General features: G+C 68.7%; 15 protein-coding genes. 3 read left to right on the top strand and 12 right to left on the bottom strand.

Annotated features, from left to right (window positions below; translation table 11 throughout):
- Nucleotides 1-37: 37 nt before the first annotated feature.
- The 3 genes from L1280_RS09060 (at nucleotide 38) to L1280_RS09050 (ending at nucleotide 3,396) form a co-directional block, all read left to right on the top strand.
- Nucleotides 38-1,465: a DEAD/DEAH box helicase gene (locus L1280_RS09060; RefSeq protein ID WP_253581797.1), complete on the top strand. Its 1,428-nt coding sequence runs from the start codon at nucleotides 38-40 to the stop codon at nucleotides 1,463-1,465.
- A gap of 357 nt (nucleotides 1,466-1,822) precedes the next feature.
- Nucleotides 1,823-2,590 (top strand): hypothetical protein, encoded by a 768-nt coding sequence (locus L1280_RS09055; RefSeq protein ID WP_253581796.1) that lies wholly within the window; start codon nucleotides 1,823-1,825, stop codon nucleotides 2,588-2,590.
- Entirely contained in the window at nucleotides 2,587-3,396 is an 810-nt protein-coding gene (locus L1280_RS09050) for a bacteriorhodopsin (protein WP_253581795.1), read from the top strand. Before L1280_RS09055 ends, L1280_RS09050 begins: the two co-directional genes overlap by 4 nt.
- A 186-nt stretch (nucleotides 3,397-3,582) precedes the next feature.
- Here the strand turns inward: L1280_RS09050 and L1280_RS09045 are convergent, their stop codons facing one another.
- The 12 genes from L1280_RS09045 to L1280_RS08990 form a co-directional block, all read right to left on the bottom strand.
- On the bottom strand, nucleotides 3,583-4,113 hold the full coding sequence (locus tag L1280_RS09045; RefSeq protein WP_253581794.1) for a MarR family winged helix-turn-helix transcriptional regulator: 531 nt from the start codon (nucleotides 4,111-4,113) through the stop codon (nucleotides 3,583-3,585).
- Nucleotides 4,110-5,315, bottom strand: a complete 1,206-nt coding sequence (gene rpoD, locus L1280_RS09040; RefSeq protein WP_253581793.1) for an RNA polymerase sigma factor RpoD — start codon at nucleotides 5,313-5,315, stop codon at nucleotides 4,110-4,112. The genes L1280_RS09045 and rpoD overlap by 4 nt, the downstream gene beginning before the upstream one ends.
- A 396-nt stretch (nucleotides 5,316-5,711) precedes the next feature.
- Nucleotides 5,712-6,476 carry a 4-hydroxy-2-oxoheptanedioate aldolase gene (gene hpaI, locus L1280_RS09035; protein WP_253581792.1) on the bottom strand — a complete coding sequence of 255 codons (765 nt, stop codon included), beginning with the start codon at nucleotides 6,474-6,476 and terminating at the stop codon, nucleotides 5,712-5,714.
- Nucleotides 6,473-6,844 (bottom strand): VOC family protein, encoded by a 372-nt coding sequence (locus L1280_RS09030; RefSeq protein WP_253581791.1) that lies wholly within the window; start codon nucleotides 6,842-6,844, stop codon nucleotides 6,473-6,475. The genes hpaI and L1280_RS09030 overlap by 4 nt, the downstream gene beginning before the upstream one ends.
- Nucleotides 6,834-7,670 carry a 2-oxo-hept-4-ene-1,7-dioate hydratase gene (hpaH, locus tag L1280_RS09025; protein ID WP_253581790.1) on the bottom strand — a complete coding sequence of 279 codons (837 nt, stop codon included), beginning with the start codon at nucleotides 7,668-7,670 and terminating at the stop codon, nucleotides 6,834-6,836. Before hpaH ends, L1280_RS09030 begins: the two co-directional genes overlap by 11 nt.
- Nucleotides 7,660-8,634 carry a 3,4-dihydroxyphenylacetate 2,3-dioxygenase gene (gene hpaD / locus L1280_RS09020; protein ID WP_253581789.1) on the bottom strand — a complete coding sequence of 325 codons (975 nt, stop codon included), beginning with the start codon at nucleotides 8,632-8,634 and terminating at the stop codon, nucleotides 7,660-7,662. The genes hpaH and hpaD overlap by 11 nt, the downstream gene beginning before the upstream one ends.
- Complete coding sequence (hpaB, locus tag L1280_RS09015) at nucleotides 8,627-10,114, bottom strand: 4-hydroxyphenylacetate 3-monooxygenase, oxygenase component (protein ID WP_253581788.1); 1,488 nt, start codon at nucleotides 10,112-10,114, stop codon at nucleotides 8,627-8,629. Before hpaB ends, hpaD begins: the two co-directional genes overlap by 8 nt.
- 13 nt (nucleotides 10,115-10,127) lie before the next feature.
- A complete protein-coding gene (locus tag L1280_RS09010) occupies nucleotides 10,128-10,499 on the bottom strand; it encodes a VOC family protein (protein WP_253581787.1) in 372 nt (123 codons plus the stop codon).
- Nucleotide 10,500: 1 nt separating this feature from the next.
- A complete protein-coding gene (locus tag L1280_RS09005) occupies nucleotides 10,501-11,310 on the bottom strand; it encodes an NAD(P)-dependent oxidoreductase (protein ID WP_253581786.1) in 810 nt (269 codons plus the stop codon).
- Nucleotides 11,307-12,875 (bottom strand): 5-carboxymethyl-2-hydroxymuconate semialdehyde dehydrogenase, encoded by a 1,569-nt coding sequence (hpaE, locus tag L1280_RS09000; RefSeq protein WP_253581785.1) that lies wholly within the window; start codon nucleotides 12,873-12,875, stop codon nucleotides 11,307-11,309. Before hpaE ends, L1280_RS09005 begins: the two co-directional genes overlap by 4 nt.
- Complete coding sequence (locus tag L1280_RS08995; RefSeq protein ID WP_253581784.1) at nucleotides 12,872-13,633, bottom strand: hypothetical protein; 762 nt, start codon at nucleotides 13,631-13,633, stop codon at nucleotides 12,872-12,874. The genes hpaE and L1280_RS08995 overlap by 4 nt, the downstream gene beginning before the upstream one ends.
- 44 nt (nucleotides 13,634-13,677) lie before the next feature.
- Nucleotides 13,678-14,478: a fumarylacetoacetate hydrolase family protein gene (locus tag L1280_RS08990; RefSeq protein WP_253581783.1), complete on the bottom strand. Its 801-nt coding sequence runs from the start codon at nucleotides 14,476-14,478 to the stop codon at nucleotides 13,678-13,680.
- Between the last annotated feature and the right edge of the window lie 88 nt (nucleotides 14,479-14,566).

Here is a 14,566-nt window from a genome sequence, read left to right as displayed (position 1 = left end):
GCGCTGGTCCGGCGTGTTCTGCCAGGCAGGATTTCTCATGACCTTATCCAAGACCCAGACTCGCCCCGCCCCCACCGTCCCGACCGACTGGCCCAAGTGGCTGGGCGACCGCACCCCCACGCCCGTGCAGGCCGGGGCGATTCCCGTGCTGCTCGCGGGCCGCGACGTGATCACGACCGCCCGCACCGGCAGCGGCAAGACGCTCGCCTTCCTGATTCCCGCCGCCGCCCGCGGCATCGGCATGAAGCCCACGCGCGGCATGCGCCCGGAAGTCCTCGTCGTGACGCCCACCCGCGAACTCGCGGTGCAGATTCGTGATGTGGCCCGCGAACTCGGCATGCCTGCCGGACGCATCACCGGGGGTATCACGCCCTCGCAAACCCGCACCGAGGCGAGCGGCAAGGGCGTGATCGCCGGCACGCCGGGCCGCCTCAAGGACCTGATCACGCGCGGCGAACTCTCGCTCGCCGGGCTGCGCTACGTGGTACTCGACGAGGCCGACGAGCTGCTCTCGCTGGGCTTCCTCAAGGACGTGGGCGACATCCTGCGCTCGGCGCAGAAGGCAGCAGGGCAGGACCTCCAGATCGCGATGGCCTCCGCGACCTTTCCCGCCGCCATCCGCGAGGTCGCCGAGCGCTTCATGCACTCGCCCGAGCGCATCGACATCGCCCCCGCCCGCGCCGCCGAGGCCCCGCAGACCGGGGACGTGTTGGGCGGGGCGACCGGGGCCACCCACCTCCTGCTGCACACCACCCGCGAGGACGTGCTGCGGGTCGCCGCCGACCACGCGCGGGAAGCGTTGCGGGCGCCCGGCGGCTGCGTGGTGATCTTCAGCCGGACCAAGGCCCTCGTCAAACGGCGGGCCGAGCGGCTGAATGAGCTGCTCCCCGGCGAGACGGTCACGGCCCTTCAGGGCAACATGGACCAGAAGAAGCGCGAGCGCACGATGGACCTGCTGCGCTCGGGCGAGTCGCGGGTGCTCGTCGCCACCGACATCGCCGGGCGCGGCATCGACCTGCCGGAGGTGCGCCTCGTCATTCACATGGACGTGGCCTCCACCTCCGAGGACCATGTCCACCGCTCGGGCCGCACCGCCCGCGCCGGGCGCCCCGGCGTGAACCTCGTCCTGCTGATTCCCGAGCAGCGCGAGCTGTGGCGCAATGTGCGCCGGGGGCTGCCCGCCGCCCTCCAGCCGCCGCTGACCCCGGAAGAGGGCCAGATCGACCGCTCGATTCAGGAAAAGCAGGGCCAGGGCAGCGGCAACGGCGTGCGCGGAGGCGGCCAGGGACGCGGGCAGGGCCAGCCCCGGCCTCCGCGTGAGGCCTCGGGGACGCACGCCCACAGCCGCCCCGAGCAGGGCCAGAAGCGGGCGGCCAAGCCGCACCCGCATGGTGCCCAGCGGCTCGACTCGGGCACCGGGGCCGGGCGGGTCGGGCCGCAAAAGGCGCGTCGGCGGGGTCGGTAACCCTGGAGAACAGTCAGGGGGGGTCATCGGGGGGGGCAGCAGCGTATCTGCTGGCCCCCCCTTCCCTTTGCGGGTGGGAGCGCGGTCTGCAGAACTCCGTCGTGGCCGCCTCCTCTTCCTTGATTTCTATGGTTTCTCTTTGGTAACCGCACGCTTTATTCTTTGTTCCGATCTCAGTTAATCACACAATTGAATGCTTGATGTGAAAGGTTTCTGTCATTTCCTCGCCGGTAAAAGAAAGGCGCTTTCTTGGAAACGTTCATTCCTGCGGCGAGACGCGGGAGCTGGGCGCTGCGCCGTTCGGGAAGCAGAAAGGCAGGTATGCTCAGCCCAGTTGAGTCCATCTTTGGTCTTCTGTTGGACCGTTCGGCGGAAAAGGCCCCGTTTGCCGGGCGAGACCTTCCCCAGATCCTGGGAGAGTGGGCCGTTCACGGGAGCAGTGTGCTGGTGCGCGTCGCGCCCTCGCCACGTGCCGGGGCCGGGGGCTGGATTCTGGTGGAGTCCGGTCACCCGACCTATGCCCGGACGCGCCAGCACTCCGCTGCCGCCGAGGCCCTGTCCTTCCTCTATGCCCAGGCGCCCGGCGGGTGGTGTCAGGCGGCCTTCCTGGGACCCGAGGAGGAACTGCTGGCCCACGCCGTCAGCCACGGAACGACCGTGGCCTTTCGCCAGCCGGTGACCCCGCAGGACCGCGACCTGCTGCCCCTCCTGGACGGACGCAACTACGCGGGCGTGCTGCTGGTCGAGCGGGCCTTTGACCTGCGCGTCTGGAGCGACCGGGCGCGGGGCTGGCAGGGCTCGCCGGCCTGGCCCGCCGAGCCGGGCGGCTACCACAAGTCGCTGTTTCGCTGGGCGGCGGCGGACGAGCCCCGCGGCCTTCAGGTCTTTCTCGACCGCGAGCGCCGCAGCACGTCCTCGCTGTGGGCCGCACTGGAGCGCGAACTGCACACCGAACTCGACGACCGTGCTCCCCGGCTGCTGGCCTGGCTGCGGCGTGAGCACGGCCGGGACGATGTCTCGACCCTGCTGCACCACCTGATGCCGCATCTGGAGCGGGTCACGGGCGCGGACGCCGCCCACCGCTTTCGCCAACGCTTTCTGCGCGAATGGCTGGAGGAACCATGACACTTCCCACCCTGACCAGCGAACAGTTTCTCCTCATTCAGCAGGTGCTCAACCTCTCGGTCGCCACGATGGGCGGCGCGGCCCTGCTCTTCGTGCTGCTGCGCGAGCAGGTCGGCCGCCCCTACCGCGCGGCCCTGATCGTGATGGCCGTCGCCGTGGGCATGGCCTGCTACCACTACACCCAGATTCTGGGGTCCTGGACGGCCGCCTACGTCCCCGCAGGTGGCGGCTACCGCCCCACCGGCCTCCCCTTTCAGGACGCTTCCCGCTACGCCGACTGGCTGGGCACCGTGCCCCTCATTCTCAGCGCCCTGCTGCTGGTGCTGGATATCGGGCGCCAGAAGACCACCCGGCTGATGGTGCGGCTGGGCGGTGCCGCCGCCCTGATGATCGCCCTGGGCTATCCCGGCGAGATCCAACATGAGAATCTGCTCGCGCGGGCGCTGTGGGGCCTGGCGGGCACCGTGCCGTTTCTCTATATCCTCTCGGTGCTGTGGGGCGAACTCGCTGGAGCGGTGCGCCACGACACGCCGGGAGTCCGGCAGCGCTTCGCCCGGCTGCGCTGGCTGCTGCTGGCGTCGTGGAGCCTGCACCCCCTGGTCTATGCTTTTCCCCTCCTCGGCCTGACCGGCGCTTCCGCCCTGATCGCGGGCCAGGTGGGGCACTCGGTGGCGGACCTGACCGCCAAGGTCTTCTACGGCCTCCTGATCTACGGCATTGCCCGGGAAAAGACGCTGGACGCCGGGGTGGGCAGCCCGCTCCCCCAGGAAGGCCGCGCCGCCCCGTCCGTGCTGGGAAGCGACTGAGCCGATCTGACCTTCCCGCCCACGTCTGGAGAGCCTCGCGGGGCTCTCCTTTCGTCTGCTCGTCACATGACGAGCAACTTGGAGAAGCCGTCCAAGAGGTCCACCGGGGGGCAAAAAAGTCCCTCTCCGCCGAGAGGGATTCGCACAGCAAGCGCGGGAGAGGTCTGGCCTGGGGCGAAGAGCGTGTCAAGCCTGCCGCTCCTCCGGCGGAGGGGCGGCAGGCTTGGTCAGCGCGGGGCGAAGGGCCGCCAGCCGATCCCAGAGGGGCCGGGTGCCCAGCAGGGCGGTCAGCTCCTCCCCGCTGAGCCCTTCCAGAAAAGGGGTCAAGGCCGTGGCCCACGCCCCGTCGATCTCGGCGCGGGTGGCGACGGCGGTGGGGCTGGGGTAGAGGCGTGTGCAGCGGCGGTCGTGCTCGTCAGGCCGCCGCACGATCAGGTCGCGGGCACTCAGGCTGCGCAGGGTCACGCTGACATTGCTGTGCTGCAGTCCCAGGTCACGGGCGATCTCCGAGACGCTGGACCCCGGGTGCCGGTGCAGCCAGCGCAGCACCTCGACCTCCGAGAGCGGCAGGGTGACGGCGCTTGTGGCATGGTCCGCGAGCCGCCGCAGCGCCCAGTACAGGTCCTGAATCGTCTCGGTCAGCAGCCGGTCGGCCGCAGCAGGCGGGGTGCTGCCGGGGACGGCGGTCCTGCGCCGGGGGGGCGGGTCCGGAGTCATTCGAGGAAGCCGTGGAGCTTGCGGGTGCGGCCTTCCTGATACTTGAGCTTGCGCAGGGCCTTGTTCTCGATCTGCCGAACGCGCTCGCGGGTCACGTGCAGGACCTGCCCGACCTCTTCCAGCGTGTGCTGACGGCCGTCGGCGAGGCCGTGGCGCAGCCGGATCACCCGCGCCTCGCGCTCGTCCAGCGCTCCCAGCGCCTGGTCGAGGGCGTCACTCAGCAGCCTCTGGTTGGCGTTCTCGGCGGGCGAGGCAAAGTGGTCGTCCGCGATGAAGTCCCCCACGGAGCTGTCGCCTTCCTCGCCCACGGGGGCCTCGAGCGAGATGGGGTCGCGGCGCAACTTCTGCACCTCGTCGACCTTCTGGGTGCTCCAGCCCGCGCCCATCGCCTCGGCGAGTTCCTCGTCCAGCGGCTCGCGCGACAGCTCCATCTCCAGGCGGCGGCTGGTCCAGGTGAGCTTATTGATGGTCTCGACCATATGCACCGGGACGCGGATGGTCCGGGCCTGGTCCGCGAGGGCGCGGGTGACCGCCTGACGAATCCACCACGTCGCGTAGGTCGAGAACTTGAATCCCCGGCGGTACTCGAACTTCTCCACCGCCCGCACCAGCCCGAGGTTGCCCTCCTGAATCAGGTCCAGCAGCCCCACCCCGCGCCCGGTGTACTTCTTGGCGATGGACACGACCAGCCGGAGGTTGGCCTCGGTCAGCGCCTGCTTGGCCGCCGCCCCGTCCTCGGCCTGCCGCGTGAGGCGGCGGCGCTGGCGGTCGTCGAGGTCGCCGCCATCCTCGGCCGCCAGGCGCCGCCGGGCTTCCTCGCCCTCCTCGTACCGCCGGGCGAGGTCGAGTTCCTCGGCGTAGCTCAGCAGCGGCACCTGCCCGATCTCGTTCAGGTACTGCCGCAACGAGTCCCCCTGGACAGCCGCAGCGGCCGCTTCCTCGTCCAGCGGAAAGTCGTCCTCGTCTCCCCGTGCCTGCGTGTCCGCCGCGTCTTCCTCGGTCTCGTCGTCAAAGTCTTTCTCAGCGGGGTCCAGCTCTCCGGGCTCCATCAAGAAGTCAAGGTCGCCGGTTTCCTCGGCCGTGTCGGTGGGGATTGGGAGAGCGGTGTCCACCTGCTCCTCGGCTTCGGCGACAGAAGCCCGGCGGCGCTGGGCGGCACGGGCGCGGGGTGAGGTGGGGGTCAAGGGGGATGAGGTCGTCATGGGGGCTCCCTGGGTGATCCAAGCGGCTCGGATCGTGAGTGGGGGTGGGCGAGGGCAGGGGAGGGCGTTCCACCCTGGGGCGGTGTCAGCGGAGAGGCAACAGGTGCGGGCGCCGCACACTCAGCGCGGCATGGCCACTTGAGGACGCCCCGTGCCCATCAACCTGGGGAAAACTTGGAGGGGCGAGACTTAGGCGCCCGTCAGGGCACCCGCCAGCAATATATATAATATCATACATATCCGGCACGCGGTAGAGATGCTCGCTCGGTCGCGCTCAGGTTAGACACGGCTCGCAAACGGCCATCGGTGGTTCGTCGCCGATGGCCGCTGTGCTCCCTGGGTGGAGCCCCTGGATTGAGGTTGGTTCGCTGCTCGTCACGTGACGAGCAGGCTGGGTCAACTGCGAAAACGCCCCAACAACTCCGTGCTGGTGCGGGTCAACAGCAATACGTCCACGCCGATTGCCACGAAGCTGTAGCCCCAGTTCAGATACCGCCGCGCCGCTTCCTCGTCGGTGGCGAGGATACCCGCCGCCTTGCCTGCTGCGCGGCTACGGGTTGCGGCATCCTGAATCGCCGCCTGCACGGCCGGGTGCGCCGGGTTCCCCAGGTGTCCCATGCTGGCGGCCAGATCGGCGGGACCCACGAAGACGCCGTCCACACCCTCCAGCGCCGCGATGGCGTCCAGTTCTATCAGCGCCGCCGCCGACTCCACCTGCACGATCAGGCAGACGCCCTCGTTCGCGTGCTGCAAGTAGGTGGCATCCCTTGAAAATCCGCTTGCCCGCACCAGCGCACTCGCCACGCCCCGGGTGCCCTGCGGCGGGTACCGAGTCGCCGCGACCAACTCGCGGGCCTGCGCCGCCGACTCCACCATCGGAATGAGCAGGTTGCGGGCGCCGATATCGAGCACCTGCTTGATCTGCACCGGGTCGCCCACCGGCAGGCGGACCACCGGGGCCGAGGGGTAGGGGGCCAGCGCCTGAAGCTGCGCGAGAATGCTCCGCAGGTCGTTGGGCGCGTGTTCTCCGTCCACGACCAGCCAGTCGAAGCCTGCCCCGGCGCAGACCTCGGCGCTGTAGCTGTCGGCGAGGGCCAGCCACAGGCCATAGAGCGGCTGGCCGGAGGTCAGCGCCTGTTTAAAGGCGTTGGGAGCCGTCACGCCGTCCGCTCCCGGTGCGGCCCACGCAGACCCAGCAGATTGCCCCAGGGGTCGCGCACCTGCGCCATCCGCCGCCCGTCTTCGATATCCATCGGTCCACGGTACAACTCGGCTCCCCGGGCCTGCCATTGGGCGAGCCGCGTCCCGAAGTCGGGTACGGACCAGTACACCACACTGCCCGCCGCCCCCGACGCGACCTTGGCATCGGCAGGCACGAGTTCCAGCGTCACCCCGCCGAGGTCCAGCAACGTGAAGCCGTCAACCTGACGCCGCACGGCTTCGGGAAAAGCCCGCGCGTACCACTCCAGCGCGGCGGGCACGTCCGGCACGTGGACCATCACGGCGGCAATCGGCCCCTCAGCGGCCACGCGCTGCTCCCGCAAAGCGGCACGAAAAAGTCCCCAGTGTCCCGTAGTCGAAGGTGAACACGTCCCCGGGAGCGATGTCCACCGGACGGGTAAACGACCCGGCCAGCACGAGTTCCCCAGCCTTCAGCCCCTCCCCGTGGGGCGCGAGGCGGTTGGCCAGCCACGCGATCCCCGCCGCCGGATGTCCCAGCACGCCCGCCGCCACCCCGGTTTCCTCCACCACGCCGTTGCGGAGGCACAGCGCCGCCGCCCAGCGCAGGTCGAGGTCATCCGGCCGAACCGCTCGCCCGCCCACGATCACCCCGGCGTTGGCCGCGTTGTCACTGATGGTGTCGGTGACCCGGCGGGGCTTCCCCGTCTCCCGGCTGACCCGCTGAATCCGCGCGTCGATGATCTCGGCGGCCGGGGTCACGTACTCGGTCGCCCGCAGCACGTCGAAGATCGTCACGCCGGGGCCGTGAAGGTCCGCCCCCAGCAGGAAGGCCAGCTCGACCTCCACCTTGGGGGCCACGAAGCGCGACAGGGGAATGTCCCCGTTCGGCTCGAAGAACATGTCGTCCAGCAGCGCCCCGTAATCCGGTTCGGTGATCTGCGAGGCCATCTGCATCGCCCGCGAGGTCAGCCCGATCTTGTGTCCCAGGATGCGCCGCCCCCCCGCGACCTTCTGCGCGACCCAGGCCCGCTGCACTGCGTAGGCGTCGGCAATCGTCATGCCGGGGAAGCGTTCGGAGAACGGGGGGAGCTGCACGCCGGTGGCCTCCGCCCCCTCCAGCTCGTCAGCCAGGTCGGGCAGGAGGTCATCCCGAATGACCCGCTCAGATGACATTGATGGGCATCCCCTTCAGCTCGCTCTCGGTCAGGGCCGCCCAACCGCCCCCAAACGCCTCCATGCGCGAGCCCTCCTCGAACCAGCTTCGCGGGGTCTTGGCGCCCCACAGCGTCTGGCGGCGGGGATCGTCGCGCTGCCAGCGGATCGTCTCGAAGTCGGGGTCCACCGTGATGTAGTCGGAGGTATACAGCTCGATGCGGTGTCCGTCGGGGTCGCGCACGTACAGAAAAAAGGCGTTGGAGATGCCGTGCCGCCCCGGCCCGCGCTCGATGCGCTCGGGCTGCCGCGCCCCGGCCAGGATGTCGCACGCCCGGATGATGCTCATGGCGTCGGGCATCCAGTAGGCCCAGTGGTGCAGCCTCGGCCCAGCGCCGTTCGTCATGGCGAGGTCGTGGACACCGCCCCGGCGCTGAATCCAGGCAGCCCAGATGCGCCCCTCCTCGTCTTCTGTGAGTTCGGAGGCGCGGAAGCCCAGTCGCTCGCCGTACCAGGCCATCATGCTGCCCACGTCAGGGGTCATCACGTTGACGTGGTCCACCCGTTGCAGGCCCGGCCCCCGGTGCAGGTGGTAGTCCTGAAGCAGCCAGCGGTGCGTGTGGCTCTCGCGGTAGAAGGCGATCGGCACGCCGAAGGGGTCCTGCATCCGCAGCAGTCGGGGGCGGTCGAGTTCCTCCTCCCAGCGGTACGGGAGGCCCTCGCGCTCGGCCAGGGCGACCAGCCCGTCGAGGCAGGCGTCCGTCCGCACCCGGTAGGCGAGGTGACGCACGCCTGCTTCCGGCGCCTGCTCCAGCTTCAACGTCCACTCGCGGTCCTCTACCCCGCGCAGATAGAGCGCCCCCGGCTCCTCGTGCAGCACATTCAGGCCGAGCAGGTTCACGTAGAAATCACGCGAAGCTTCGAGGTCGGTGACGGTAAAGACCGTGTGCGCGATGCGAATCACGTCTGGGCGGGGGTCAGTCATCGGCAGCCACCCCCTCCGCCTTCTCGCTGCGGTTCAGGAACGCCCCGATGCGCTCCACGTAGGGCTGCTTGTTGTAGACCTCGTACAGCGCCGAGTGCATCCGCACCGGGTCCCCGAAGAAGAACTTCTCGTAGAGGCTCTGGCGCCCGCCGAAACTGCTCATGGACATGTCCCAGGCGAGGCGGAACAGCTTGAGGCGGTCTTCGGCGCTCGCGTTCCCGGCTTGCAGATACTTGCTGATCTGCGGCCCCAGCGGTCCCTCGCGGTCGGCCTTGCTCGGCATCATGATGATGCCGGACGCGCCGAGGAGCTGCAGCAGTTCGGGCAGGCGGGCATACACCGCCGGGTAGTAGTTGCGGGCGGCGTCCAGCGGCCCCCGCGCGGGGGTCATCACCCCATACTTGTTGACGGTGGCCCCCGCGACGGCGGCGACCTCCAGTGCCTTCATGATCTCCAGCATGACAATGATCTCCGCGACCTTGCTTTGGACGTGCTGGAACTGCCCCGAGCCGATGGCGTTCACGATGCTCTGCGCGGTGCCCAGGAAGGCTTCCGTCTTGGCGACTTTGAGGTTCACGACCTGATAGGCCATGTGCAGCACGGCGTCGGTGGCGGCGTAGGCCTTGTTCGCCAGTTCCACGTCGTACAGCAGGAACACGCGCTCCCAGGGGACGAGCACGTCGTCAAAGATCACGAAGGCGTCCTGCTCGTCGAAGCGGCTGCCCAGCGGGTGGTCCTCCGGGTCGCGGCCCACGTCGAAAGGCTCGCGGCACTGGAAGCTCAGGCCGGGCGCATTCGTCGGGACGGCAAAGCCCATCGCGTAGCGGCTCTTGTCGGCGTTCTCTTTGAGCACGGTGGACGGAAACACCAGAATCTCGTCCGCGATGGGCAGGGTCGCCATCATGCGGGCGCCGCGCATGACCACGCCGTCCTCGCGCTCCTCCACAATCCCCAGCGCGATGTAGGGGTCGGGCATCTCGGAGGCCATCTTGGCGCGGTTGACCTGCGGGTTGGTCAGCGCGTGGGTCAGGCACAGGTCGTGGTCGCGCACGTACTCGTAGTAGCGGCGCATGTTGCCCGCGAAGTCGGGCTGGTGGTCGCCCTCCACCTCGCAACTGGCGAAGTAGCCCGCGCCCATGCCCGCCGCCATCACGTTGGCGTTCATGTAGTCCGGCGCCCGGCCCAGGAAGCCCAGCGAGTAGTTCGCGCGGAGGCGGTGCGCCTCCCCGATGCGGGCGAGGTCTTCTTTGGTGCGCGGCACCATCAGGCTCATGGGGTGGCGCTCGCCGTTCTCCTCGTAGGTCAGCCGCTCGCGCAGCTCCGGCTGGTGTTGGAGGTCGTACAGCCCGGCGAGCGAGTGCACCATGTTGCGGGTCGCCGGGTGGGTGGTGGGGTCCTCGACCCGCTGCCCGTCGATGTAGAGGGTGGGCGGATTCTTCCGCAGGCGGTCGAGGAATTGCTGTCCGGTGATGGCTGCCATAGCGGGTGCCTCCTTACGCCTCTTCGGCGCCGTGGTACTTGAAGACTTTGAGGACGTAGCCGTCGGGATCGGTCACGAAAAAGCCGTAGGGGCCGGTGGTGTGCCGGTAGTGCTCGCGCATGTCGTGCTGGATGCTGGTCTGTTCGGAGATGCGGGCAAGCAATCGGTCCACCTCGTCGAACGAGTCCAGTTCAAGGCCCAGATACGTCACGGCAGCCACGTCGGGTGCCGTCTCGCTGCGGTCGAAGATCAGTCGCGTCCCACCGCGAAAAGTGGCGAGCAGCCTCTCTCCGCGCAGGGACGTTTCCGCGCCAAGCAACTCGTAAAAAACCTGGGTGCGGCCGAGATCTCTGGCCCTGAAGGCGACGTGTTCCAGCACGGCCACGTTAGCCCTCCTTCCCCGCCAGTCCCCGGTACTCCGGGTCCACGAAAATGCCGCCCTGCCGCTGCTCGGTGATGTCTCGCGGGTCACCGTGGATGTGCTCCACCTCGGCGGCATAGGCTTCGGCATCGTCCTGGGGGACATAGCCCAGCACGTCCCAGCCTTCGGGGGTCATCCAGCGGCGGGTGTTGCCGCTGATGCCCGCGACGATCAGGAAGCCCACGTCGGGAACAGTGACCGCCTTTTCAAAAAGCTGTACCGCGTCACGGGGGCTGAGCCAGGTCGAGAGGTGCCGGGCATCCTTCGGCTTGGGTTGGAAGGAGCAGATGCGGACGCCGACAAACTCGATGTCGTACCGCTCCCAGTACATGCGGCCCAGTGCCTCACCGAAGACCTTGCTGACGCCGTAGTAGGTGTCGGGGCGCACCGGCACGTCCGGCCCGATCTTCTCGGAGCGGGGATAGAAGCCGACCGCGTGGATGGAGGATGCGAAGGCCACCCGCCGCACGCCCGCCTGCCGCGCCGCTTCGAGGACGTGATAGGTCCCGTCGAAGTTCACGTCGCGGATGCGCTCGTAGGTATGCTCGTCCGCGATCCCGCCGAGGTGGATCACGGCGTCTACACCTTCCATCGCGGCGCGGATCTCGTCAAAGTTGGTGAGGTCGGCGGGGACGATCTCCTCGCCCTGCTGAGCTTCCCCCAGGTCGCGGTTGTCGGTCAGGCGCAGGACGGGGAAGCGCCCGCGCAGGCCCTCGCGCAGGGCCGAACCGACCTGTCCGGCGGCTCCGGTGAGGAGGACGGTGTGGGGCGTCATCCCTCCGCCACCTCCTTCTGCACCTTCGGCGGGGCGCCCACCCCCAGCCGTGCCGTCTTGTGCGTCCCCAGCGAGATGGCGATGTTCTTCGTCTCCATGTAGAACTCGAAGGAATAGTCGCCGCCGTCGCGCCCGATGCCGCTGTTTTTCACGCCACCGAAGGGCGTGGGCAGGTGCCGCACGTTCTCGGAGTTCACCCAGATCATGCCCGCCTCCAGCCCGTGCGCGAAGCGGTGGGCACGGGTCAGGTCGTTCGTCCACAGGTACCCGGCGAGGCCGTAGTTCACGTCGTTGGCGAGGGCCAGGGCGTCCGCCTCGTCGGTGAAGGGGATGGCTGTCAGGACCGGGCCGAAGATCTCCTCCTGGCTGATCCGCATGTCATTCCGCGCCCCGGTGAAGAGGGTGGGGGAGACGTAATTGCCCTCGCCCCCCACGCGCTCGCCGCCCGCCGCGATGGTGGCCCCTTCCTCGCGGGCCTTGTCGAAGTAGGACAGGACCTTCTCGAAATGGCGCGGGTGAACCAGCGGCCCGACCTCGGTGTCGGGGTCGAGGGGGTCACCCACCCGGATGTTCCGCGCCCGTTCGGCGATGCGGGCGGTGAACTCGTCGTAGATGCCCTCCTGGATGAGCACCCGGCTGGAGCTGGTGCAGCGTTCCCCGTTCAGGCTGTAGATCATGAAGACCACGGCGTCGAGGGCCTTTTCCAGATCGGCGTCGTCGAACACCACGACCGGATTCTTGCCGCCCAGTTCGAAATGCACGCGCTTCAGGGTGTCCGCCCCCTGCCGCATGATGTGGCTGCCCGTCACCGTCTCGCCGACAAAGGCGACTGCCTTGATGAGCGGGTGTTCGGTCAACGCCTTGCCCGCGCTCTCCCCGAAGCCGTGCACGAGGTTGTGGACGCCCTGAGGCAGCCCCGCCTCGTCCATGATCTCGGCGAGCAGGGTCGCCGTGACCGGACTCCACTCGGCGGGCTTGTGGACGACCGTGCAGCCGGCGGCGAGCGCCGGGGCGATCTTCCAGGTGCTCAGCATGAAGGGCGTGTTCCAGGGCGTGATGACCCCGACCGGGCCGATGGGCTGCCGGATGGAGTAGTTCAGGAAGCCGGGGGCGGGGAGGCTCTCGCCATCCTGGGCACCCGGAGCGCGGTCGGCGTAGAAGCGGAAGTTCTCCGCCCCACGGGCCGCCGCCGACTTCATGAACCGGATGGCCTGTCCGGTATCCACGCTCTCCAGCACGGCGATCTCCTGCGACCGCTTCTCGATCAGGTCGGCGATTCGGTGCAGGATTTTCCGGCGCTCGGCCCCGCTCACCTCGCGCCACGTCTGGAAGGCGTCGTGGGCGGCGCGGGCAGCGCGGTCAATGTCGGCCGCGTCGCCGCTCGCCACGGTCGCCAGCGCGGAATTGTCGGTGGGCGTGTGGGTCTGGAAAGTCTCGCCGCTTCTGGAGTCCACCCACTCGCCGCCAATGAAGTGGCGCAGGCCGCCGCTGAGCTTGCTTTCACGCAGTTCACGGGCGAGATCGTGGTTGGGGTGCTGTGCCGCTGGGGGAGGGGTCTGGGTCATGGTTGCTCCTGAACGGGTTGGCTGTAGGAGTAGGCGAGGAAGGTCTCGGTCCGCAGGGTGCGTCCGCCCCGCTGCACCCGCACGAAGGCGGCGTAGGGATGGAACTTCACGAGGTAGGTGTGGCTCCCACTTTGGAAGGTGTACTCCGGCCCAAGGTCGTCCTGCGCGACCTTCCCGCCCGTCACGTACACCCCCGGCGTCCCGTCGAAGTTCCGGGTGGCGTAGGTGGCCGCCCTGCCGTTGTCCCAGACAATCACCGTGCGCTTGGCCGTCGCACCCATGAACACGGCTTGCGGCTGATAGCGGCAGCGGAAGGAGCCTTCCGGCGTACGGAACTCGTTCACGCGGGTCATCTTGTAGGCGGGGTCGAAGATGTTCTCGACGTTGCTGGTGCGGATGTAGAAGTTTGAGTTCGCCCCCGACCCATCCGGGAAGGAGAGGCGGGTGTAGACACTCCCGGCCGCTCCCTCACTCGGCCCCAGCAGATAGGGAGCCGTCAGCTTCCCCGTGTCCGACTCCGGTTGCGGGCGCTTGAGCCAGCGGTGCAGCGTGACGGGTTGGGCGGTGGTCCGGGGATCGTTGGCGGGCTGGGTGACGGCCAGCACCCGGTCCGGCGCGTCACACCACGCGAAGGCGGGGCGCACGCCTCCGACCTCCCCGCTGGCATTGACAAAGGCACGCACCTCATACCGCTGCGGCGCGGCCAGGGCGAGGGCCGAGAGCGCGAGGCCCAGGGTCAGGAAACGCTGGCGTTTCATGCCCGCAGCTTCCGCCCGCCGCATGAGGGTCGTCCCCGGCTGGTTCACCGCCCGTCCCACTCGCCTTCCTTCGCTTCCTTGCCCTTGATGGGCTCGGCCTGGTCATCCTCCTCCTGAATGCCGTTTTCCAGCACGCCCAGCCCCTCGACCTCCAGCCGCATCACGTCGCCGGGGTGGACGTGGCTGATGCCCTTCGGGGTGCCCGTCAGGATCACGTCGTCCTTTTGGAGGGTCATGAAGCGCGAGATGTGCTCGATCAGCTCGGGAATCGAGAAGATCATGTCGCGGGTGCTGCCCTGCTGCCGCAGCTCGCCGTTCACATGCGCGGTGAGGGCGAGGTCGTGCGGGTCCGCGATCTCGTCGGCGGTGACGTAGTACGGTCCCAGCGGCCCGAAGGTGTCCCAGCCCTTGCCGCGCAGGGGCGGCCGGAAGGTGTTCGTCACGTAGTCGCGCACCACCAGGTCGTTGCCGATGGTGTAGCCGCCGACGTAATCCATCGCATTCCCCGCCTTCACCCGGCGGGCGTCCCGGCCGATGATCACGCCCAGTTCGACCTCGTAGTGCATGAACTCGGCGCCGCGCGGGTAGATCACGGTGCCCCGGTGCGGCAGCAGGGTGGTGTTCGGCTTCCAGAACAGGGCGGGTTCGCTGGGTTGCGTGAGGCCCAGTTCGCCCGCGTGGTCGTTGTAGTTCAGCGCCAGGGCGATCACCTTGGGCGGGTCGACGGGCAGGCGGAACTGCACGGTGTTCGGATCGTGGGCAACTCCGGCGGCGTCAATGAGCTGGCCGTCGTGCAGGTGACCGTTCAGGGCGCGGCCCCCGGCGATAAAGCGGGCGTATTTCAAGGTTGGACTCCGTTCGTGGGCAAGAAAACGTGGTGGTGTGGCTCCCAGCATACGGCCCGCCCTCCGGTGCGCCCGTTTGTGCGGCGCG

This window comes from Deinococcus sp. HSC-46F16, from assembly GCF_024171495.1.
Lineage (GTDB): Bacteria > Deinococcota > Deinococci > Deinococcales > Deinococcaceae > Deinococcus.
Note: the sequence above shows the minus strand (reverse complement) of the source record. Positions and strands in the feature narration are given on the sequence as shown.

Bases quoted from the DNA above. Each gene is read 5' to 3' on its own strand.
- L1280_RS09060 (WP_253581797.1), top strand. From the start codon at position 38: ATGACCTTATCCAAGACCCAGACTCGCCCCGCCCCCACCGTCCCGACC.
- L1280_RS09050 (WP_253581795.1), top strand. From the start codon at position 2,587: ATGACACTTCCCACCCTGACCAGCGAACAGTTTCTCCTCATTCAGCAG.
- L1280_RS09045 (WP_253581794.1), bottom strand. From the start codon at position 4,113: ATGACTCCGGACCCGCCCCCCCGGCGCAGGACCGCCGTCCCCGGCAGC.
- rpoD (WP_253581793.1), bottom strand. From the start codon at position 5,315: ATGACGACCTCATCCCCCTTGACCCCCACCTCACCCCGCGCCCGTGCC.
- hpaH (WP_253581790.1), bottom strand. From the start codon at position 7,670: ATGTCATCTGAGCGGGTCATTCGGGATGACCTCCTGCCCGACCTGGCT.
- hpaD (WP_253581789.1), bottom strand. From the start codon at position 8,634: ATGACTGACCCCCGCCCAGACGTGATTCGCATCGCGCACACGGTCTTT.
- hpaB (WP_253581788.1), bottom strand. From the start codon at position 10,114: ATGGCAGCCATCACCGGACAGCAATTCCTCGACCGCCTGCGGAAGAAT.
- L1280_RS09005 (WP_253581786.1), bottom strand. From the start codon at position 11,310: ATGACGCCCCACACCGTCCTCCTCACCGGAGCCGCCGGACAGGTCGGT.
- hpaE (WP_253581785.1), bottom strand. From the start codon at position 12,875: ATGACCCAGACCCCTCCCCCAGCGGCACAGCACCCCAACCACGATCTC.
- L1280_RS08995 (WP_253581784.1), bottom strand. From the start codon at position 13,633: ATGAAACGCCAGCGTTTCCTGACCCTGGGCCTCGCGCTCTCGGCCCTC.